This is a genomic window from Phaeovulum veldkampii DSM 11550 (genome assembly GCF_003034995.1).
GTDB lineage: Bacteria > Pseudomonadota > Alphaproteobacteria > Rhodobacterales > Rhodobacteraceae > Phaeovulum > Phaeovulum veldkampii.
Window position 1 is genome coordinate 1 of the sequence record NZ_PZKF01000004.1, and the last position, 19,317, is coordinate 19,317.

The window sequence follows — 19,317 nt, forward strand, 5'->3', positions numbered from 1 at the left end:
ATTAGCTTGGGCAGGGCTTCGCCGATCAACTGTTCTAGGTGGAAGGACTTGATCGGCACGTTACAGTGGCGCTTCCACTGTTTGAAGAGCCTGACAAGTTTACGGTGGTTACCCCGCAGCGTGTTGTCTGACTGATCCAGAAGGGCGATCTCGGTGGATATCCCTGATATCGTTGTCGCGCAGAACGAATCTGATCGCGCCGCCACAGCACATTTGAATCGCTATCCACTTCTGCAAGCAGGCGCGCCCGGGTCGCTCGGGTCGCTCGTTCCGTTGGATACTATTGCAACCGGCCGCCCTCTCGTGGTTTCGGCTGAAACCGTGGTAGAATGATGCCCAAAATTTCAGCAATTTTTCAGCCAACTGTTCTCTTCACCCTCGCATTGATGGCGATTATCGCAATGATGATCTTGCCGATGCCCGCGTGGGTGCTCGATATCGGGCTTGCCGCCTCGTTTGCGCTTGCCATCCTGATCTTCACTGTCACCCTGTTCATCGAACGACCATTGGATTTCTCGGCGTTTCCGACGGTTCTTCTGGCCTCGCTGATGTTGCGGTTGTCGTTGAACGTGTCGTCGACCAAGCTGATCATCGGCCAAGGGCATACCGGAACGAATGCTGCAGGCGATGTGATCGAAGGTTTTGCTAATTTCATCATGGGCGGATCGGTTCTGATCGGGCTGGTGGTGTTTGGCGTGATCCTGATTGTCAATTTCATCGTGATCACAAAGGGCGCCGGTCGAATGGCCGAGGTCGGAGCGCGCTTTGCCTTGGACGCAATGCCCGGCAAGCAGTTGGCGATCGACAGCGATGTGAACGCGGGCGCCATCGACCACGCCGAAGCCAAGGCGCGGCGCGAACGTGAGCAGGCCGAGACCACGTTTTTCGGGGCTCTGGATGGGGTGTCGAAGTTCGTGAAAGGCGATGCGGTGGCCGGCCTGCTGATTACGCTGCTCAATCTGGTGATGGGCCTGATCATTGGCGTCAGCATGCATCACATGCCCTTGGGTCAGGCATTGGAGACCTATGCGATCCTGACCGTGGACGACGGGCTTGTCAGTCAGATTCCCGCGGTCATCATCTCGATCGCGGCGGCCTTGCTGCTCTCGCGCGGGGGGGCGAAGGGGGCGGCGGATATGGAGTTGTTCCGCCAACTGGGACGATATCCCCCGGCGCTGGCGACGGTGGCAGCCTTGATGGCGCTGTTCGCCTTTGTGCCTGGTTTACCTTTTGTCCCGTTTATCTTGGGGGCCGCCGTTCTGGTCGCTACGGCCCTTGCGGTCAGTCGCGCCGCGCGAAAGCAGGCGGCACGCGAGGCGATGAAACTCGCTCTGCCTGAACCTGGCCCACGCCGCAAGTCATTGGGTGATATCCTTGATATTGATGAGATACACGTCGAATTTGCGCCCAATCTGGTTCCGATGGTCCTTGATCCGGCAACGGGGCTTGATGCCAGAATCAGCAACATGCGCAACCATGTCGCCGCAAGTTACGGGATGATCTTGCCCGAGATTCGGCTGACTGATGACGCTGGGCTTGCCGCCGGAACCTACCGGATCCGCATTCAGGGCGTTGAACAAGCGCGCGATCTTTTGTTCCCTGATCGGGTGCTGGCGCTGATCGCGAATAACCGAGAGCTCTTGCCCCCAGGAGACGAGGTGCGCGAGCCTGTCTATGGCGCACCTGCACGCTGGGTTGCCCAGTCGATGCAAGAGGAAGCAGCCCTCTCGGGCTCGACCGTGGTTGGCCCCACCGAGGTGCTGGCGACCCACCTGCTTGAGGTGATCAAACGCAACTTCAGCCGTCTTCTGTCATTGCGAGCGCTCAGGCGCTTGCTTGACGAGGCCGTGAACGTCTCCGATCCGGCGCGCGCCGCGTCGACTCGCAGACTCCTTGACGAACTGATCCCAGATAAGGTGCCGATCGACATTCTGCTGTCCATATTGCGGCTATTGCTGGATGAGCGGGTGTCGATCCGCAACCTGCCGTTGATTCTCGAGGCGATCGCCGAGGCGAGGGGTTTGCAAAGTCCGGAGGCGATCTGCGAACATGTCCGGCAACGGCTTGGGTTCCAACTGGTGGCAGAACTACGACGCGAGGATGGCACGATTCCGCTGTTACAGCTTGCCCCCGAATGGGAAGAGACTTTTTCGACATATCAGATCGTCAGTGAAAAGGGCACAGGCGACGTTGCGCTGCCACCTGAAAAATTCAACCGTCTTGCTTTGAATGTGGCCGAAAACCTGGCACGCGCGGGAGAGACCGGCATCTATCCTGGGGTCGTCACTTCGGCGCGTCGGCGTCGCTTTCTGCGAACGGTGCTTGGGGCGAAAGGGATCGCCGCCCCGGTGCTGAGCTTTGAAGAGATTGGGCTGGATGCGCGTCCGGCCCTGATTGGAATGGTTTCGGCATGATCGAGCTGGCGGGCCCGATCCTGGATACGATGGCCTACAGCCTTCTCTCAGGGTTTGTCGTGTTTCTCCGGGTCGGCGGGGCCATGGCGTTATTGCCCGCCTTTGGCGAAACCCTGCTTCCGGTGCGGGTGAAGCTTGGCTTGGCCATAGCATTCACACTCGTTGTGGCCCCTGCCGTTGCAACAAATGTCGCTCCGATTGCGGAACAAGGGCAAGTAATCGGGTCGTTTCTGGCGACCGAGGTGCTGATCGGCCTCGCCTTCGGAGCGGTGTTGCGGTTCTGGGTTCTTGCTCTGCAGGTCGCCGGCGCGATCATGGCGCAGTCGACTTCGCTATCACAGCTTTTCGGTGGGGGCACGTCCGAGCCACAGCCCGCCATTGGCCATCTTCTGACACTGGGCGCGCTTGCACTCGCCGTGATGGCGGGGGTTCATGTTTCTCTCGCGCAGGCATTGATCGGCAGTTACGACATTCTTCCACCGGGCCTGTTTCCCGATGCCGAGGCGATCCGCGCCTGGGGTCTTGCCGGGGTTGTCAAAAGCTTTGCGTTGGCATTCTCGCTTGCTGCGCCCTTCATGATCGCGGGGCTGATCTACAACGTGGCACTGGGTGCGATCAACCGCGCCATGCCGCAGTTGATGGTTGCTTTTGTTGGTGCGCCAGCGCTGACCGCGGGCGGCTTGCTGCTATTGATGATCGCTGTGCCCCTGGCTTTGGTTCTCTGGCTGCAGTCTTTGCAAACGCTCTTGGCGAACCCCTTCGAGATTGCACCATGACCGATCAAAGCGCAGCCGACAAGGAACATGAGCCGACAGAGCACAAACTCGCAGAGGCGCGCAAGCGCGGTGAGATTGTTCGCTCCACCGATGTTAACGGAGCGGCGGTCTATGCTGGCTTCCTCGCCGTGGCTCTTGGCCTCGGTATTACAAATCTCGCCAATTTCGGGGCGACGGCCAAGGGTCTTCTGGACCGGGCCGACAGTCTTGGCGCGGTGTTTCTGCGTGGCGGCACCGGCCCGGCTGCCGGGGCCCTCGCCGGGCTCGTCCTGTCGGTCATTCCCTGGTTTCTGGGGCCAATGGTCTTCGTGATCGCAGCGCTGGCTGTGCAACGGGCAGTCGTCCTTTCCCCCGAGAAGCTGCTGCCTAAACTGCAACGCATCGACCCGATCGCGAATGCGGGCCAGAAATTCGGGCGGGATGGTCTTTTCGAGTTTTTGAAAAGCTTCGCCAAGCTTCTGATCATTGCCATCGTTCTGACCGTCTTTCTGCTCGACCGGATGTCGCGAATTCTGATTGCCCAATCGCTTGCGCCAGCTTTGGCGACTGCTGAGTTATTGACCCTGATCGTGGAGTTTTTGATCTGGGTTGTCGTGATTGCAACGGTGATTGCCGCGGGCGACTATCTTTGGCAATCGGCCCAACATCTGCGCAGGAACCGGATGAGCCGACAAGAGCTGATGGACGAGTTCAAGCAGTCCGAGGGAGATCCGCAACTCAAGGGTCAGCGGCGCCGACGGGCAATCGAGATTGCGACCAACAAGATGCTGGCCGATGTGCCAAAGGCCGATGTCGTGATCGTCAACCCGACGCATTACGCCGTGGCCCTTCAATGGACGCGAGGTGGGGGCCAGGCGCCTGTTTGCATCGCCAAGGGTGCAGATGAAATCGCCGCCCGAATCCGCGAGGCAGCGACAGGGGCAGGGATGCCGTTACATTCTGATCCGCCTACGGCGCGAGCATTGCATGCGACGGTCGAGATCGGTCAAGAAATTCGGCCCGAGCATTACCTTGCCGTTGCCGCTGCGATCCGTTTTGCCGAGCGGATGCGTCAGCGCGCCCGCGAAAGGCGTGGCGGATGAATGTGCCGCAAAACTTTGGGCGCCTTGTGCGGATGGCTCACCTGCGCCTCGATCTTGCCCTGCAGGCTTTAGCGCAGGCAAAAGCGCAACAGGAGCGGATTGCTGCTGACCTGTGCCGTCATTCTGGCGATGTGGCGGCGGTTCGGGCGTCAGTGCCGGATGACCCGAGTGTCGCCCGAACGGCTGCGCGCTTTGATGTCTGGGCCAACCAACAGCGTGACCGGATGCTGGGGGGGCTGGCGCTTGCAGAGGCAGAAACACTGCGATGCCGCGCGGTGGCCGCAGCCGCTTTGGGGCGCAGCGATGTGTTGCAGCAATTGGCACAGATAAAGGCCCGCGAGGCGCAGGCGCAAAAGGCGCGGCGGCAAATCGCCGAGGAAGCCCCGGATCAGGGGCTGTCTTGACGGACGATATCGACGATCAGCACATCCGACAGGGTTTCGCCCATAACCTTCTGTCCGGCCTCCTGCAGCGCGTAGCGCAGAATATCGAGGGTGTTCGTGTCGGTAAAAGCTCCCCGAAACCCTCCGACATTTGCGTGATTGAACAGAACCTGCAGGAAACTGTCGCGAAGTTTCGGTTCCATCTTGTAGACCTGTTCGGTACCGCCGATGCCAACTTCAAGACTGAGCGACAAGATGACCAGCGACGCGACCCGCCCCGATTCGACGACGGGAATGACGAACTGGTTGTTCATCTTGACGTATTCCTTCACCGCCGCCCCCGTTTCGGGCTTGTCCGGTGCTTCATGGCTCTTTGCCTCGGCATCCGGGCGCAGCACGAGGCCGCCGCCGACCCCGGCACCGAGCCCAATCAAGGCCATGAGAACAGGGATGAGCTTGCCCATGCCGCGGCTCAGAACGGCAAAAGGATGTCGGCAACCTGCTGGCCATAGCGCGGCTGCTGCACGTCCGAGATCTGGCCGCGGCCGCCGTAGGAAATCCGCGCGCCGGCGATCTTGTCATAGGTGATTTCGTTCTGACGGCTGATGTCTTCGGGGCGCACAAAGCCGGTCACGATCAGTTCGCGCACCTCGAAGTTGACCCGCACTTCCTGGCTGCCCTGAATGCGCAAAACCCCGTTGGGCAGCCGTTCGATGATGGTTGCCGCCACGCGCAAGGTCAGCTTTTCTTTGCGCGAAACGGACCCGTTGCCTTTGTAGCTTGAGCTTGACTTTGTGTCATAGGCATCGTCCATGCTGGCGCCTTCGGGTAAGCTTTCGTTGATACGTTGCGGAATGCCGAGAAGCGAGGGGATACCCATCGTATCCGATCCGCTACGCGAGCGACCGGTTGAGTTGCTGATCTCGGCCTTTTCGTCGATCTCGATCACGACGGTCAGAATGTCGCCCCGCTGTCCGGCGCGCCGGTCCCCCAGCAGCGACCCGCGTCCGCCGGACCAGAGCGACGCCTCGCCCATGCCGCGCGGTGCGGCGCCGGTTTCCGGCATCGGCGCACTTGTCATGGCGAAAAATTCGTTACCGCTTTCGATTGCGGTAAAATCCGGGGCGCGACCGACATCTTCGAGCCTCTGGCAGGCCAAAATCGGTAGAAGCGACAGGATCAGCAGTGTTTTGTACATCATTCAATCCTTGGTAAAAACGGTCAGCGTTCCATCGGCCCCCACCGAGGCCGAGACTATGACGCGCGAGGTGATGTTCATCGCGCGGATCGTTTCACCTACCCCGGCGCGGGTCAGCGCCCGGCCCTCGTCTGTGATAACCAGCGGTCCGTTGCGATAGATCAGGGGCACCACCTGATTGCGCTCGACAGCAGCGGCGGGACCAATGTCGCCGGGGCGAATAGGGCGACCTGCATAAATGGTGACCCGGGTTTCCCGCCCGATCACATCCTCAGCCGAGAGGGCGGCGCCGGTTCTGTCGCCGGCGACAAGCATCACATCTTCGGGCTGGATCAGGGTTTGTGCCCTCAGTGTTCGGCTTGCTTGCAGAACCTCGGCGCAGGCGGCCGTTGAGAGGAACCCAAGCATTGGAAGAACAGTCAGAATTCCGCGCGCGAGCATCAGCGCACCTGCGTCGTTGCGCCAAGCATCTGATCGGCGGCGGTAATGACCTTTGCATTCATTTCATAGCCGCGCTGGGCCTTGATCAGTTCGGTTATTTCGCGCACCGGATCGACCGAGCTTTCCTCCAGATAACCCTGCCGCAATGTGCCAAGGCCATTTTCGCCTGGTGCCGACACCAGCGACGGGCCAGAGGCGGTGGTTTCCAGAAACAGGTTCGACCCGATCGCTTCCAGCCCCTTTTCATTGCTGAACCCAGCCAGAGTGAACTGGCCCAGAAGCTCGGGTTCCACCCGGTCGGTGAAATAGGCGTAAACCTCGCCCGCGGCGTTGATCGCCAAGGTCCGTGCATCCGAGGGGATAGTGATGCCCGGCACCACCGGATAGCCGTCGGAGGTGACGATCAGCCCATCGGGTGAGCGTTTCAGTGCCCCGTCGCGCGTGTAGGCCGAAATGCCGGAGGGCAGCGTGACCTCGATATAGCCGATCCCGTCGATGGCAAGATCGAGATCGCCGCCCGAGGCCGAAAGTGAACCCTGCGCAAGATTTACGGTCACTGCCGAAGGGCGCACGCCCAGACCCAGCTGGACCCCGGTCGGCACGATCGTGCCATCATTGGCGGTGATCGTGCCGGGTCGGGTTGCCTGTTCATAATGCAGATCGGCAAATTCGGCGCGGCGGGCGTTGTAGCCTGTGGTGGACATGTTGGCGAGGTTGTTCGAGATGACCTCGACCCGCATCTGCTGGGCGCTCATCCCGGTGGCGGCAATCTGAAGGGCGCGCATGTCTGCTCCTATCGGGTCAGGGTGGAGATGGTGTTGCGGATGCGTTGATCCTCGCGGTCGAGGAAGGCCTGGCCCATTTCATAGGCGCGCTGAACCTCGATCATCCGGGCAATTTCAGAGACGGGGTCCACGTTCGACTCTTCGACAAATCCCTGCAGGATCGTGCCGTTCTCCAGCGGCTCGATGCCGCCTTCGGTGCTGAACCGCGTGCCGCCGCTGTGGATCAGGCTATTGGGGTCGGTCGGGACGAAAAGGCCGACCTGCGCCACCGGCGTGCCATCGGCGGAAATCGTACCATCCTGTGCAACAGCGACCCGGCGAGCATCGGTGGGCACAAAGATCGGGGCGCCGCCAAGGTCGAGCAGGCGGTGCCCTTCGGGCGAGACAAGTTCCCCCTCCTGCGAGGGGGTAAAGCTTCCCGCGCGTGTCAGTTGGTTGCCCTGCGGTGTCTCCAGCTGAAAGAACCCGTCCCCTTCGATCGCCAGATCGAAGGTGGCCCCGGTTTGCGTCAGCGGCCCCTGCGCAAGATTGACGAGCCGACCGCTTGCATGGGCCATCGACAAAGACGGCTCTGCCCCGTCCAGCGCCGCGACATGTTCGGCAAAGATCACGCCTTCCTTGCGGAATCCGGTGGTGGAAATGTTCGCAATGTTGTTGGCTACGTTGCGCATTTCACGCATCAGGCCCGACTGCCGCGTCAGCGTGGTGTAGATTGCATTGTCCATTTTTAGCCCCCCGCGATCAGTGGAACGATGCCGTCAGCAAAAAACGCCACCAGCGTTTCCGACATGAACGACATCGAGACCCAGAACACCGCCAACATCGCGCCCACCTTCGGCACGAAGGTCAGCGTCATCTCCTGCACCGAGGTCAGCGCTTGAAGCAGGCCGATCACCACCCCCGTCACCAGGGCCACCGCCAGCATCGGTGCCGCGATCAGGACCGCGATCCAGAGGCCTTGGCGCAGCGTGTCGAAAAACACTGCCTGTTCCATTCTCACACCGGCATCCGCAAGATTTCCTGATAGGCCTCGACGACCTTGTTGCGCAGGGTTACGGCGGTTTCCACGGCAAGCTCGGTCGCGGCCAGCGCCTGCACCAGCGCATGGGGATCTGCGCCGCCCGTCATCGCGGCGGCGGCGGTTTGTTCGCCCGCGCGCAGCGTTGCGGCGAAATCGCCCGCAAGCGTTCCAAAGCCGTTTTCCGCGCTGTCCGGCTTGGCCGCGGGTGCGGTTGCGGGGCGCGCCTGGGCATAGCTTTGCGCGGCAAAAGAACTGTTGATGTCCATTCTGGACCTCCTGTTTTCTAGCGGCGCAGAAGTTCCAGCAGGGCAGACGACATTTGCCGCGCCTGATCGAACATCCGCAGATTGGCTTCGTAGCTGCGCTGCGCCTCACGGGCGTCGGCGATTTCAACGACCAGATCGACGTTCGATCCATCGTAATACCCGCTGTCGTCTGCCAGCGGGTGGCCGGGGTCGTAGACCCGGGTCAGATCGCGCCGGTCAAGTTCCACCGGACCAAGCTGCACCTGCCCGGTATGCGTGCCGCCCTCGATGACCTCTTCGAACGAAGTGGTCTTGCGGTGAAAGCCGGGGGTGTCCGCGTTGGCAATGTTTTCCGACACATGACGCAGCCGCATCGACTGTGCCGCCATCCCCGAGGCCGACAGAGCGAGCGCATTGGAAAAATCGGTCATCTTTCCCCCTTACCCGCGGCCGAGACTGCTGCGCAGGATGTTCAGCGAACTTTTGTAGATGGCGAGGGCCAAGTCATGCTGCCGCTTGACCTCGACGCTTTTCACCATCTCGCTTTCGATCGAGACGGAATTGCCGTTGGGTGAGCGGGTTCCTGGTGCGTCCCGCTCCCGGACTTCTGCGGTGAACGTACCAGAGGCCCCGATATGGCCCGCGCGCGTTGCCCGCAGATCTCCGCCAAAGGCAGCCCGATAGGTTTCGTCGAACGGCGCCACATCGCGCGACGCATAGCCGGGGGTGTCGGCGTTCGCCATGTTGCGGGCAACGGCGTTCTGGCGCAGCGCCGCATGGGAGGCCATCGCCTGTGCCGTTCGCATGACTTCAGGTTGATCGAACATCGGGGCTTCTCCTCCGGGACATCAACCAAGGCTTAAGAGCGAATCGTTTAGAAACGGTTTCGACAGATCAGGGGGCCAGAATGGCAATTGCGGAATTTGATCAGCTGCGGGCGGAAATCGCAGGTCTGCGGGTAGTGCGTGCAGTTGGCCGGGTGGTTGAGGTTGCCGGCGGCACGGTGGCCGCATCTGGGCTTTCGGGTCATGCCAGCTTGGGTGATCGGGTCATGATCCGGCGTGCCGACGGCCGTGATCTAAGGGCTGAAGTGCTGGCGCTGCGCTCTGGGCGGGTGACGTTGCTGGCGGATGCGGCAAGTGACGGCATCGCCATTGGCGACCGGGTCGAATTGATGGGTCAAACCGGCATTGCGCCAGATCGCAGTTGGGTCGGGCGGATCGTCGATCCGTTCGGGCAGCCGCTGGACGGGCGACCGTTGATGCGGGGGCCGGTCGAATGCAACCTGCGCGCGGCTCCGCCCCCTGCGGCCAACCGGCGCCGCCTGGGGCCGCGGCTGGAAACCGGCATCGCCGTCTTCAATACGCTGTTGCCCCTGGTGCGCGGGCAAAGGATCGGGCTTTTTGCGGGGTCGGGTGTCGGAAAGTCCTCTCTGCTGGCAAAGTTTGCGCGCGGGGTGGCCGCCGATATCGTCGTGATCGCGCTGATCGGTGAGCGGGGGCGCGAGTTGCGTGAATTTGTGGAAACTGTCTTGGGGGCCGAGGGTATGGGGCGCTCGATCATCGTGGCGGCGACCTCTGATCAGTCGCCGTTGGTGCGCCGCCGCTGTGCCTGGGCAGCGATGACCATCGCCGAATATTTCCGAGATCAAGGGCTGCATGTGCTGTTTTTGGCCGATTCGGTGACCCGCTTCGCCGAGGCGCATCGTGAGGTTGCGCTTGCCGGGGGCGAGCCGCCGAGCTTGCGGGGTTATCCGCCGTCCACTTCGCATCAGATCATGACACTGGGGGAGCGGGCCGGTCCCGGCCCCGAAGGGGCGGGCGACATTACGGCGGTGTTTTCGGTGCTGGTCGCCGGGTCAGATATGGAAGAGCCGGTCTCCGATATCTTGCGCGGTGTGCTTGATGGGCATGTCGTGCTGGATCGTGCGATTGCCGAACGCGGGCGCTACCCGGCAATCGACCTGTTGCGGTCGGTTTCCCGTTCGTTGCCCGCAGCGGCGGATGCTGCCGAGAATGCCTTGATCGGGCAGGCGCGGCGGCTGCTGGGCGCCTATGATCGCGCCGAGATGATGGTGCAGGCCGGGTTGTATTCGCACGGATCGGATGCTGTGCTTGATGCCGCTATTCGGGTCTGGCCAGCGATTGACTCTTTCTTGTCCGAGGATGAGGCCGGAAAGATATCAGACAGCTTTGCCCGCCTTGCGCGCTGTTTGTTGCCCCCGGCTCAGGGGGGGTCAGAGCAAGATCGACAACACCCCCGATGATTGCCCCGACGATCGGAGTATCTGCAGGGCCGCCGATTGCCCGCTGCCCCCGGATGTCGCGGCTTCCGAACGCAGCAAATAAAGCTTTAGCAGCTTGTCCAGTTTCGCCGGTTCCGCGAACACGGCCGGATCAGGTGACCCGAACACCGCGTCGGCTTTCTCGCGCAGTGCCATCACTTGCTGATCAAGATCAATGGCCACAAAGCTGGACGGCAAGCCGAGAGCGGTTTCGATCACGCTGCGCAACGGTGCAGAACCCAGCATTGTAAACCATTTGCCGTCTTCGCTCATCGCTTTGGTGGCGATTTCGGGCAATTCGCGTTTTGCGACCATGACCAGACGCAGGCTTTCGTGCTTATCGCCCACCGCGATTTCGAACTGACGTTCCCGATACTGCGCAAGAATTGTCTCTGCAAAATCCGGCTGCGCGGTGCGAGGCGAAGTGTAGTCGCCGAACCCAAAGGCCTTAGACAGCGCAAGATAGCTCTTGTCTGCAAGCTTGTTTGCCAGAGAGTCCTGTGAAAGGGTTCCTTCCTCCAGAACTTTACGGATGAAAAAGCCACTGTTGATATCAGCGTCCAGACCGAAAGCGCCCAGCGCGATTCTCAGCAACCTTCGATCTGAGATCAGATCTTCGGCGCTTGATATTTGAGCTATCTTTTCGCGAAAGTAAACCTCATCGCGCTGAATTGGGGCAGAGGAGTGGAAAGTGGCTTGCTGCTTTTCCATCGTCCGGCTCAGAAATGACCAGCCGACATACCCCCCGAATGGTACGACCGGGTTAAAGCTCACGCACGGCCGGCGGCGAAGAGCCGCTCCTCCCTGGGCAAGAGGCTGCGCAGGGCCTTGAGGGCCTGATAATGCTGCTCACCAAGCACGGACGCGGTGGCCAGAGCCAGCTGCGTGCGGCTGTCGTGGTCGGTCAAAACCTGACTGAGTTGTTCGATCCCTCGCAGCAATTGCCCGCGGGCCTCTGCCTGTTCGACATCGCCCGACAGCACGAGTTGAACGATATAACAGACCCGGCGCACCGGCGTATTCGCCTCTGCGGGATGGATCGCATCGCGCAGCCTAAGAACGTGGGCGTTCGGTGTCATGATGGCAAGACGCGATCGACGGTCGCCATTCTCGATAACGGCTCCATTGATCAGAACCCGCTCCTTGGGCGCCAGTTTCAGCACCAGCCCCGTCATGCCCCCCCCCGTCTTGCCGCAGACCGCGCATGATCGCAGTGTTGATCTCGATCAGCACTGTGCTATCCGCGTAGCCCGAAAGAATCTTGCTAGTGTGTCGGCTTGTGAATTCTGCCAGAAAGAAGATGCGTGCGCGCAGATCTTGCGGCAAACGGTTCTCAGGGTCGGCCACATCAATGGCGAGTGTGGTCCAAAGCTGGCGGTTTTCATGCAAGGCGTTTGCAAGCACCTGGATGTCTGAGACAGTCGCGCTTTGCGCCGCCACCAGTCGGCGTGTGATGCGCGCGAACAATTCGTATTCGGTGCTGCGGTTGGTGCGCGTGGGCTGACCGGGCGCTGAGTAGGCCGTTTTGGCCAAAGCGATTGCGTTCACGGGAAATCCTTCCTGTGGCAGTTGGCATCAGATCGCGGCTTTGCCGCGTAGAAAGGGGGCGCCCTTTCGGGCGCCCCCGGTTCTTAGCGGAACAGCGAAAGGATGTTCTGCGGGGCCTGATTGGCGATCGACAGCGATTGAATCCCCAGTTGCTGCTGGGTCTGCAGTGCCTGAAGACGCGCCGAGGCCTCTTCCATATCGGCATCGACCAGCGTACCGATCCCGGCTTTCATCGCATCCATCACCTTGCCCACGAACTCGCTTTGATACGATATCCGTTTTGCCGAGGCACCAAGTGCCGCTGCCCCTTCGACAGCGGTTTGGATATGCGCCTCGATCGCGGCAAGCGACGTGTCGGCTGCGCTGGCGCTGGTCACGTCGACATCGGTAAGATCGAGGTTCGCCTCGAAATCCACCGATGCAACCGTGATGTTTGCCGCGGTCACGGTCGTGCCGTCACGGTCGAGCGAGGACAGAACCGTGATGTCACCACCCGCCGAGTTCAGCAAGTTGGCACCGTTGAACTGCGAGGCCGAGATGATCGAGGTGATCTGGTTCTTCAACTCGGCCACTTCGGCGTCGATCTTGGTATGATCGACGTTCTCGCCGGTCGCCGCGATCACCTTTTCCTTCATCTGCGTCAGCAGCTTGGTGATCTGCTCCGCCCCGGCCGATGCGACAGCGACGGTCGATTCACCCAAAGACAACGACTCGGATACGGCCTTGAAGCCGCTCACGTCGGATTCCATCACTTTCGAGATGGCCCAGACAGCCGCGTTGTCCTTGGCGGTTGCCACCGATTTCCCGGTGGAGATTTCATCCTGTGCCTTGGCGAGACTCGCGTTGACGCCCTTGAGCGTCTGGAGGGCAACCATGGCACTGGTGTTCGTCAGAATGCTAGACATGTAAGATCCTCAACAGGTTCGGCGCTTTGCGCCGGGTTTCACATGCCGCCGATCCGGCGGCGATTATGGCGTTCTGACCTATGCTTGCCCAGTGCGTGGCCTTGGGCGTGCGCCATCCTTGCTGGATGCCAGATCAGCCTGTGATGAAATCGCTAAGAACACTTTAAAGCGGCTGCGGACCCCGGCGAAAACTTCCAAAAATTTTCACCATTTCAGAATTATTTGATTTACGCTCGCCGCTCGATGCTGGAGCAGGCAGGACCAATGCTGCGGGCGCGTCCCTGGCTGTCATAGCTGTCGAGGCTGTGACTGGCGCGGTGGATCATCTCAACCCTTTGCCGTGCCGCGCGCAGCCCTTTGATCGCTGCGGCCAGAAGCTGCTGATTCTCATGCAGGTGGTTCGACAGCATCGCCAGCTTTTCCGCGCCTGCGAGTGACAGGATCGCGACAAGATATTCCTTCTGAGCGACGATATCTGCAAGCATGCCCAACTGCCCAGAGCGAATCAGTTTGCGTTCTGTGTCAAGCAGTTGCGCCAGATGCAAAACCGCGCCATCGATATCATTCGTCATGGCCTGTCCCCCTTCACCAGCGCGTGAAACAGCGATTCGGCCAATCCGATTCCACTGGCCTCGGCCAGCGCTGTCGCCTGTTCTTGCTGCAAAAATGACGCGAACTGAGCTTCGCCGATGCCGCCTCCAAAACTATCCTGCGCCTCGCCCATCCCCGCATGCTTTAACATTTCGGCCAGGAAGGTTGCCTCCAGCGCCACGGAGGCCTTTTGCAGTGCGTCGTGATCGCGCGCACGGGGCACTCCGGCGATGCCGCGGGGCACTGTCATCATCGGGTCTGGCATCCGAGGGCATCCTTTCCAGCAATTTTTCTGATTATGCGTCTAGGCGAGTAAACAACTGGTAACTTCCCGCGTCCATGCTCGACATCAGAGCAACCGACTGTGTGAGGATCATGGCCCTTGTCACCTGCGAAACCTTTGGCATGTCGCCGGGCCGGACCATCGCGCCCGTAACCGGTGGTGCGCCGGGTAGTGCCCCGGGTCAGGAGTATTCGTTCGACCATGCGATCAAGGGCATGCTGTCCGATGATTTGACAGAAGGCCCGTGCAAAGCAGAGCTTGGGGCGGAGGCCGATGCGCCCCCTGCTGAATTTTCAAGAGAAGCTGGGGGGGCGGTGCCCGCCCCTGAAACCATTGCCCCGTGGTTCGGCTGGGCAGCCATTGACGATACTGAGATGGCAGGGGCGCGCGCAGTGCCGCCCGCCCCAGCCATATCGCAAGAAAAGAGCGACAGCGCCAGATCGGCTGTCGCCCGGCCCATGCCGATGTCAGAGGCTGGCACTGGCTCTGCCGCGCATTCGGGGGCTATATCAGACCCCGAACCGCAGGAGGCGGGGCAGGGCAAAGTTGCGATGGCGGCCACAGAAGAGGCGCAGGCGTCGCCAGCATCGGGGTCTGCTCTGGTGGGGCAAAGCGGTACCTTGACCGTACCCGCCAGTCCCGCGGGGGCAGGGGTGGCGCCCGCGCAATCTGCTGTGCCGGGCTTGGCGGTGGCGCTGCGCAGCCTGTCTGCCGAGGCTATGCCGCGACAAGATTCGGCTGCCGCGATCACTTTTGCCGGGGCGCCTGGAAGGGGACGCGCTTGTGCCGATGCGATCTATCGTGCGCCGTCCCTCATGCTAGAGCCACAAGCCGGTGAGGGGGGCGCGGTGGCTGGTGAAGCTCCGCCTGCCGGGGCAGGCGATCTGCTTGCGCCTACTGCCGGGGCTGGGGGCGAGAGTTTGACCAACCCCACTGGCTCCGCCCCTTCCGATCGCGGCGGGGCGAGCCAGGCCGCGGCGCTGGCCCCCACCATGCCCGATCTTTCCCCCTCGTCCCTCCGCCAGATCGCCGAGGCTGTCGCGCGTCTGCCCGATCGCCCGCTGGAGTTGACATTGACGCCCGAAGAATTGGGGAGGGTGCGGATGACAATGTCTACATCCGACACCGGGATCACCGTCACCGTTCAAAGCGACCGCCCCGAGACGCTGGATCTGTTGCGCCGCAATATTGATCTTCTGGCCCGTGATTTTCGTGATCTGGGCTTTACCTCCGTCACCTTCAGCTTCGGGGAGCCGCCGGGCCGGAGGCCGGGTGGGTGCCCTTCCGGCGCCGAGGATTTGGTGGTGCCTGTCGCCGCCGCGACATCGGCCGAGGTGCCCCTCGTCCCGATTAACGCCGCCCCGATGGGATCGGGGCTCGATCTGCGCATTTGAAAGGGTCATGAATGGTCAGCGCCGTATCCAACACCTCTGCCGCCGCGACGTCGGGCGTATCGCAAAGCGCATCCTCCGCAGGGATGATCAGTGCTGATTTTCAAACATTCCTGCTGATGCTGACGACGCAGATGCAAAATCAGGATCCGCTGAACCCGATCGAAAGTTCGGAGTATGCGGTGCAGCTTGCCACGTTTTCCGGGGTTGAACAGCAGGTGAAGACCAACACCCTGCTGGAGGCGTTAGGCGGTCAGATGGGGCTGATGGGCATCGGGCAATACGCTGGCTGGGTCGGGATGGAGGCGCGCGCCGCGGCTCCCGCGTGGTTTGATGGGCATACCTCGATCACGCTTTCCCCCAGCCCTGCTCTGGGCGCCGATCAGGCCGTTCTGGTGGTGACCGATTCAGCCGGGCGCGAGGTGGATCGCCGCCCGATCATCGTTTCTGACGATACAGTCGACTGGGCAGGCGTCAGCGCGGCGGGCGATCTTCTGGATGCGGGGCTTTATGGCTTCTCGCTGGAAAGTTATGCGAACGGCGCCCTGCTGTCGCAGGCGCAGGTCGAGGTTTATTCTCGCATCGTCGAGGCTCGCGGTGGCAGTACGGGCACCCAGCTTGTGCTGAATGGTGGTGCTACCATCGCGGTCGAGGAGGTGACCGCGCTGCGCGAGGGCAGATGAGGGGCTATAACAGCCCCGCTAGCGCTACGCCCGCCGCAACCAGCGCCCCGCCGACGGCAACCAGGGCCAGTTCACGCCACCGGCTGGGGCGGATGGGTTCCGGCGCAGGTTCGATCTGACGCAACAGTGCCGCTTCGACAATCTCTGGCATCCGGGTGCCAAAGCGGCCCAGAACCCGCGCCGTCCGCGTCAGGTCGCGTAGCGCCGCGCGCGGCCCCAGATTTTCGCGGATGTAGGTTTCCACAACCGGCTGGGCGACGTGCCACATGTTGACCGACGGGTTGAGCGAGCGCGCCACCCCCTCGACCACAACCATCGTGCGCTGCAACAGCAGCAGTTCGGTGCGCGTCTGCATCCCGAAGCGTTCGGTCACCTCGAACAGATAGGCCAGCAGACGCGCCATCGAGATCTGTTCGGCATCCATGCCGAAAATCGGCTCGCCTACCGCCCGCAGGGCGCGGGCGAAATCGACCACATTGCGGTCGCGCGGCACATAGCCCGCTTCGAAATGCACCTCGGCCACGCGGCGATAATCCTTCTGGATAAAGCCCATCAGGATTTCGGCATAGACGCGCCGGGTGTATTCATCGATCTGGCCCATGATCCCGAAATCATAGGCCACGATATCGCCGTTGGCGGTAACCTTCAGGTTGCCCTGGTGCATGTCGCCGTGAAAATACCCGTCGCGCAGCGCATGGCTGAGGAACAGTTGCAGCACCCGTTCGCCCAGCACCATCGGGTCATGGCCCGCGGCGCGCAGTGCAGCCACATCGCCCAGCGGCACCCCCTCGACCCAGCCCATGGTCATTACCCGCCGCGCCGACCGGTCCAGATGCGGTCGGGGAACGGCAAAGCCCTTGTCGTGCTGGGTATTGGCGAAAAACTCCAGCGCCGCCGATGCTTCAAGGCGCAAATCCAGCTCGCCCTCGACCACGCTTTCGAAATGCGCGATCACATCCGAGGGCCGCAACCGCCGCGAAGCCGGGGCGACGAATTCGATCAGGGCTGCGGCAAAGTCGAAGGCGTCCAGATCCTTGCGGAAGGCGCGTTCGATGCCAGGGCGCAGGATCTTGACTGCCACTTCCTCGCCAGTATCGGCGCGCCGGGCGCGGTGAACCTGCGCGATCGAGGCAGCCGCGATTGGTTCGGAAAACTCCGAAAACAGAACCTCGACCGGGCTGCCCAGTTCCGCCAGAACCTGCGCCTTGGCTTCGCGCATGGAAAAGGGGGGCAGTTTGTCCTGCAGCATTCGCAATTCATCAGCCAGTTCGGCGCCAACCACATCGGGCCGGGTTGACATGATCTGGCCAAATTTGATGTAGGCCGGCCCCAGCGCGGTTATCGCCTGGGTGATCGGCGGCAGGTTCGCGTCGCCCTTGATCCCCAGCGCCTTGAACGGCCAGCCCATGATGCGCGCGGCCAACTGCAACCGTGGCGTTACCTGCATCTCTTCCAGCGCAAGTTTCATCGCGCCCGAACGTTCGAACGTGGCGCCCGTGCGGATCAGGCGCCAGATGTTGTGCGGGCCGCGCATCTTAAATCTTCCAGCCAGAATGCAGCGCAGCGATGCCCAACGAAAGGTTGCGGTATTTGACCTGGCTGAACCCGGCGGTGCGGATCATCCGGGCAAAGGTTTCCTGATCGGGGAATTTGCGGATCGATTCCACAAGGTATTGATAGCTGTCGCGGTCATTCGCCACGATCTGACCCATCACCGGGATCACGTTGAACGAGTAAACGTCGTAAAGTTTTTGCAGCATGTCATTCGGGATCTGGCTGAACTCCAGCACAACCAGCCTCCCGCCGGGCTTCAGCACGCGGTAGGCTTCCGACAGCGCATCGGGGATGCGGGTCACGTTCCGGATGCCGAACGAAATGGTATAGACATCAAAGGAATTGTCGGCAAAGGGCAGCGCCATCGCATCGCCCACGACCCAATCCAGTCGATCGGCCATGTCTTCGGCATCCGCACGCTTTTGCCCTTCGATCAACATGCTCTCGGTCATGTCGCAGACGGTGGCAGTAGCGCCCGGCGCGCGTTTGAGGAAACGGAAGGCCACATCGCCGGTGCCGCCGGCCACATCCAGCAGTTTCTGCCCCGGTCGCGGCGCCAGCCAATCCATCAGCGCATCTTTCCACAGCCGGTGGATGCCCACGCTCATCAGGTCGTTCATGATGTCGTATTTCGAGGCCACGCGCGAAAAAACGCCGTGCACAAGCCCCGCCTTTTCACCTTCGGCCACCGTTTGGAAGCCGAAATGGGTGGTGTTCTGCGCATCTGTCGAGGTGTTCGCGTTCATGGGCCTTGCCGTTCCTGAAATGTCGTCTTCCTTATACGGGTCTAGCGCGCCAAGACAATGCGACAACACAAATGAGGCGCAACAGGAGCCGATATGCCCGAACTGCCTGAGGTTGAAACCGTCTGCCGTGGCCTTGCCCCGGTGCTGGAGGGCGGGCAGATCGTGCGGGCCGATGTGCGCCGACCCGATCTGCGCTGGCCCCTGCCGGATCGTATGGCCGAACGGCTTGGGGGCGCGGGCGTTTTGCGTCTGCGGCGCCGGTCGAAATACATTCTGGCCGACCTCAGCACCAGGGAAACCCTGCTGATTCATCTGGGCATGTCGGGCCGGATGCTGATTTCGGGCACCGCGCCGGGGCAGTTTCATCACCCGCAGGCGGCGCCGCTGAAACACGACCATGTGATCCTGCACATGGCCTCGGGGGCGCATGTCGTCTTTAATGATGCCCGCCGTTTCGGCGCGATGGACCTGATGGCGACCGATACTGCCGCCGATCACTGGCTGCTGCGCGATCTGGGGCCCGAACCCTTTGGCAACGACTTTCACGAAGACCATCTGATTGCCCGGCTGAAGGGCCGCGCAACCCCGATCAAGGCGGCGCTGCTGGATCAGCGCATCGTGGCCGGACTGGGCAATATATATGTGAATGAGGTGCTGCACCGTGCTGGCATCGACCCGCGCCGCAAGGCCGGGCGCATTTCGGCGGCGCGGCTGGCGGCGCTTGTGCCGATCATCCGCACGGTGCTGGCCGAAGCGATCGAGGCGGGCGGGTCATCCTTGCGCGACCATCGCCAGGCCGATGGCGAACTGGGCTATTTCCAGCACACATTCCGCGTTTACGACAGGGCAGGGCAACCTTGCCCCGCACCCGGTTGCAATGGCACCATCACCCGGATCGTGCAGTCGGGCCGGTCCTCGTTCTGGTGCCCGGCCTGCCAGAGATGACTTGATAAACCGTTTGGGCCTGATAGGACTCCGCCCGGACCA

The 19,317-nt window shown here is 61.7% G+C and carries 26 protein-coding genes; 8 read left to right on the forward strand and 18 right to left on the reverse strand.

The features are described 5' to 3' along the window. Window positions 1-206, reverse strand: a 206-nt coding sequence (locus C5F46_RS16855; RefSeq protein ID WP_210202993.1) for a hypothetical protein, incomplete at its 3' end; no start/stop codon positions are given. A 126-nt stretch (window positions 207-332) separates the two neighbouring features. Between C5F46_RS16855 and flhA the strand changes: the two genes are divergently transcribed. Genes flhA through C5F46_RS02355 form a run of 4 tightly spaced genes read left to right on the forward strand, consistent with a single transcriptional unit; the run spans window position 333 to window position 4,676 of the window. Continuing rightward, entirely contained in the window at window positions 333-2,414 is a 2,082-nt protein-coding gene (gene flhA / locus C5F46_RS02340; RefSeq protein ID WP_107323881.1) for a flagellar biosynthesis protein FlhA, read from the forward strand. Beyond that, a complete protein-coding gene (locus tag C5F46_RS02345) occupies window positions 2,411-3,190 on the forward strand; it encodes a flagellar biosynthetic protein FliR (protein ID WP_107323760.1) in 780 nt (259 codons plus the stop codon). Before flhA ends, C5F46_RS02345 begins: the two co-directional genes overlap by 4 nt. Next, window positions 3,187-4,272 carry a flagellar type III secretion system protein FlhB gene (gene flhB, locus C5F46_RS02350; RefSeq protein WP_107323761.1) on the forward strand — a complete coding sequence of 362 codons (1,086 nt, stop codon included), beginning with the start codon at window positions 3,187-3,189 and terminating at the stop codon, window positions 4,270-4,272. Before C5F46_RS02345 ends, flhB begins: the two co-directional genes overlap by 4 nt. Beyond that, complete coding sequence (locus C5F46_RS02355; RefSeq protein WP_107323762.1) at window positions 4,269-4,676, forward strand: hypothetical protein; 408 nt, start codon at window positions 4,269-4,271, stop codon at window positions 4,674-4,676. The genes flhB and C5F46_RS02355 overlap by 4 nt, the downstream gene beginning before the upstream one ends. On the opposite strand, the gene C5F46_RS02360 is transcribed toward C5F46_RS02355, so the two are convergent. From C5F46_RS02360 to C5F46_RS02400, 9 genes are read right to left on the reverse strand one after another with little or no spacing between them, the layout of a single operon-like run. After that, window positions 4,661-5,119, reverse strand: a complete 459-nt coding sequence (locus C5F46_RS02360) for a flagellar basal body-associated FliL family protein (protein ID WP_107323763.1) — start codon at window positions 5,117-5,119, stop codon at window positions 4,661-4,663. The genes C5F46_RS02355 and C5F46_RS02360 overlap by 16 nt on opposite strands. A gap of 8 nt (window positions 5,120-5,127) precedes the next feature. Then, on the reverse strand, window positions 5,128-5,856 hold the full coding sequence (gene flgH, locus C5F46_RS02365; RefSeq protein ID WP_407947336.1) for a flagellar basal body L-ring protein FlgH: 729 nt from the start codon (window positions 5,854-5,856) through the stop codon (window positions 5,128-5,130). Further along, a complete protein-coding gene (gene flgA / locus C5F46_RS02370; protein WP_107323764.1) occupies window positions 5,857-6,294 on the reverse strand; it encodes a flagellar basal body P-ring formation chaperone FlgA in 438 nt (145 codons plus the stop codon). Continuing rightward, complete coding sequence (flgG, locus tag C5F46_RS02375; protein WP_107323765.1) at window positions 6,294-7,079, reverse strand: flagellar basal-body rod protein FlgG; 786 nt, start codon at window positions 7,077-7,079, stop codon at window positions 6,294-6,296. Before flgG ends, flgA begins: the two co-directional genes overlap by 1 nt. A gap of 8 nt (window positions 7,080-7,087) precedes the next feature. Then, window positions 7,088-7,804: a flagellar hook-basal body complex protein gene (locus C5F46_RS02380; RefSeq protein ID WP_107323766.1), complete on the reverse strand. Its 717-nt coding sequence runs from the start codon at window positions 7,802-7,804 to the stop codon at window positions 7,088-7,090. 2 nt (window positions 7,805-7,806) lie between these two features. Next, window positions 7,807-8,073, reverse strand: coding sequence for a flagellar biosynthetic protein FliQ (locus C5F46_RS02385; RefSeq protein WP_107323767.1), 267 nt, complete (start codon window positions 8,071-8,073; stop codon window positions 7,807-7,809). Between the two features lie 2 nt (window positions 8,074-8,075). Beyond that, a complete protein-coding gene (gene fliE, locus C5F46_RS02390; protein WP_107323768.1) occupies window positions 8,076-8,366 on the reverse strand; it encodes a flagellar hook-basal body complex protein FliE in 291 nt (96 codons plus the stop codon). Between the two features lie 17 nt (window positions 8,367-8,383). Next, the gene (gene flgC / locus C5F46_RS02395) at window positions 8,384-8,776 is read right to left on the reverse strand and encodes a flagellar basal body rod protein FlgC (protein ID WP_107323769.1); all 393 of its coding nucleotides are present in this window, start codon (window positions 8,774-8,776) and stop codon (window positions 8,384-8,386) included. Between the two features lie 9 nt (window positions 8,777-8,785). Next, window positions 8,786-9,172, reverse strand: a complete 387-nt coding sequence (locus C5F46_RS02400; protein ID WP_107323770.1) for a FlgB family protein — start codon at window positions 9,170-9,172, stop codon at window positions 8,786-8,788. Window positions 9,173-9,252: 80 nt separating this feature from the next. Here C5F46_RS02400 and C5F46_RS02405 point away from each other — a divergent pair, with 80 nt between their 5' ends. Then, a complete protein-coding gene (locus C5F46_RS02405) occupies window positions 9,253-10,611 on the forward strand; it encodes a FliI/YscN family ATPase (protein ID WP_107323771.1) in 1,359 nt (452 codons plus the stop codon). On the opposite strand, the gene C5F46_RS02410 is transcribed toward C5F46_RS02405, so the two are convergent. The 6 genes from C5F46_RS02410 to C5F46_RS02435 form a co-directional block, all read right to left on the reverse strand. Next, window positions 10,582-11,340 carry a DUF1217 domain-containing protein gene (locus C5F46_RS02410; protein ID WP_207186762.1) on the reverse strand — a complete coding sequence of 253 codons (759 nt, stop codon included), beginning with the start codon at window positions 11,338-11,340 and terminating at the stop codon, window positions 10,582-10,584. The genes C5F46_RS02405 and C5F46_RS02410 overlap by 30 nt on opposite strands. A gap of 59 nt (window positions 11,341-11,399) precedes the next feature. Continuing rightward, complete coding sequence (gene flbT / locus C5F46_RS02415) at window positions 11,400-11,795, reverse strand: flagellar biosynthesis repressor FlbT (protein ID WP_328588550.1); 396 nt, start codon at window positions 11,793-11,795, stop codon at window positions 11,400-11,402. Further along, on the reverse strand, window positions 11,683-12,177 hold the full coding sequence (gene flaF, locus C5F46_RS02420; protein WP_328588547.1) for a flagellar biosynthesis regulator FlaF: 495 nt from the start codon (window positions 12,175-12,177) through the stop codon (window positions 11,683-11,685). Before flaF ends, flbT begins: the two co-directional genes overlap by 113 nt. A gap of 83 nt (window positions 12,178-12,260) precedes the next feature. After that, window positions 12,261-13,082: a flagellin N-terminal helical domain-containing protein gene (locus C5F46_RS02425; protein ID WP_107323774.1), complete on the reverse strand. Its 822-nt coding sequence runs from the start codon at window positions 13,080-13,082 to the stop codon at window positions 12,261-12,263. Between the two features lie 227 nt (window positions 13,083-13,309). Continuing rightward, window positions 13,310-13,654 (reverse strand): hypothetical protein, encoded by a 345-nt coding sequence (locus C5F46_RS02430; protein ID WP_107323775.1) that lies wholly within the window; start codon window positions 13,652-13,654, stop codon window positions 13,310-13,312. Further along, window positions 13,651-13,938, reverse strand: coding sequence for a rod-binding protein (locus C5F46_RS02435; RefSeq protein ID WP_107323776.1), 288 nt, complete (start codon window positions 13,936-13,938; stop codon window positions 13,651-13,653). The genes C5F46_RS02430 and C5F46_RS02435 overlap by 4 nt, the downstream gene beginning before the upstream one ends. Window positions 13,939-14,804: 866 nt before the next feature. Here C5F46_RS02435 and fliK point away from each other — a divergent pair. Together fliK and C5F46_RS02445 are read left to right on the forward strand one after the other, a co-directional pair. Continuing rightward, window positions 14,805-15,350: a flagellar hook-length control protein FliK gene (fliK, locus tag C5F46_RS16560; protein ID WP_168796814.1), complete on the forward strand. Its 546-nt coding sequence runs from the start codon at window positions 14,805-14,807 to the stop codon at window positions 15,348-15,350. Between the two features lie 11 nt (window positions 15,351-15,361). After that, window positions 15,362-16,030, forward strand: a complete 669-nt coding sequence (locus C5F46_RS02445; protein WP_107323778.1) for a flagellar hook capping FlgD N-terminal domain-containing protein — start codon at window positions 15,362-15,364, stop codon at window positions 16,028-16,030. A gap of 4 nt (window positions 16,031-16,034) precedes the next feature. Here C5F46_RS02445 and ubiB read toward each other — a convergent pair whose 3' ends face one another. Next, window positions 16,035-17,564: a 2-polyprenylphenol 6-hydroxylase gene (ubiB, locus tag C5F46_RS02450; protein ID WP_107323779.1), complete on the reverse strand. Its 1,530-nt coding sequence runs from the start codon at window positions 17,562-17,564 to the stop codon at window positions 16,035-16,037. 1 nt (window position 17,565) lies between these two features. Further along, a complete protein-coding gene (gene ubiE / locus C5F46_RS02455; protein WP_107323780.1) occupies window positions 17,566-18,330 on the reverse strand; it encodes a bifunctional demethylmenaquinone methyltransferase/2-methoxy-6-polyprenyl-1,4-benzoquinol methylase UbiE in 765 nt (254 codons plus the stop codon). A 93-nt stretch (window positions 18,331-18,423) separates the two neighbouring features. Between ubiE and mutM the strand changes: the two genes are divergently transcribed. Then, the gene (mutM, locus tag C5F46_RS02460) at window positions 18,424-19,275 is read left to right on the forward strand and encodes a bifunctional DNA-formamidopyrimidine glycosylase/DNA-(apurinic or apyrimidinic site) lyase (RefSeq protein ID WP_107323781.1); all 852 of its coding nucleotides are present in this window, start codon (window positions 18,424-18,426) and stop codon (window positions 19,273-19,275) included. The last annotated feature ends 42 nt before the right edge of the window (window positions 19,276-19,317 follow it).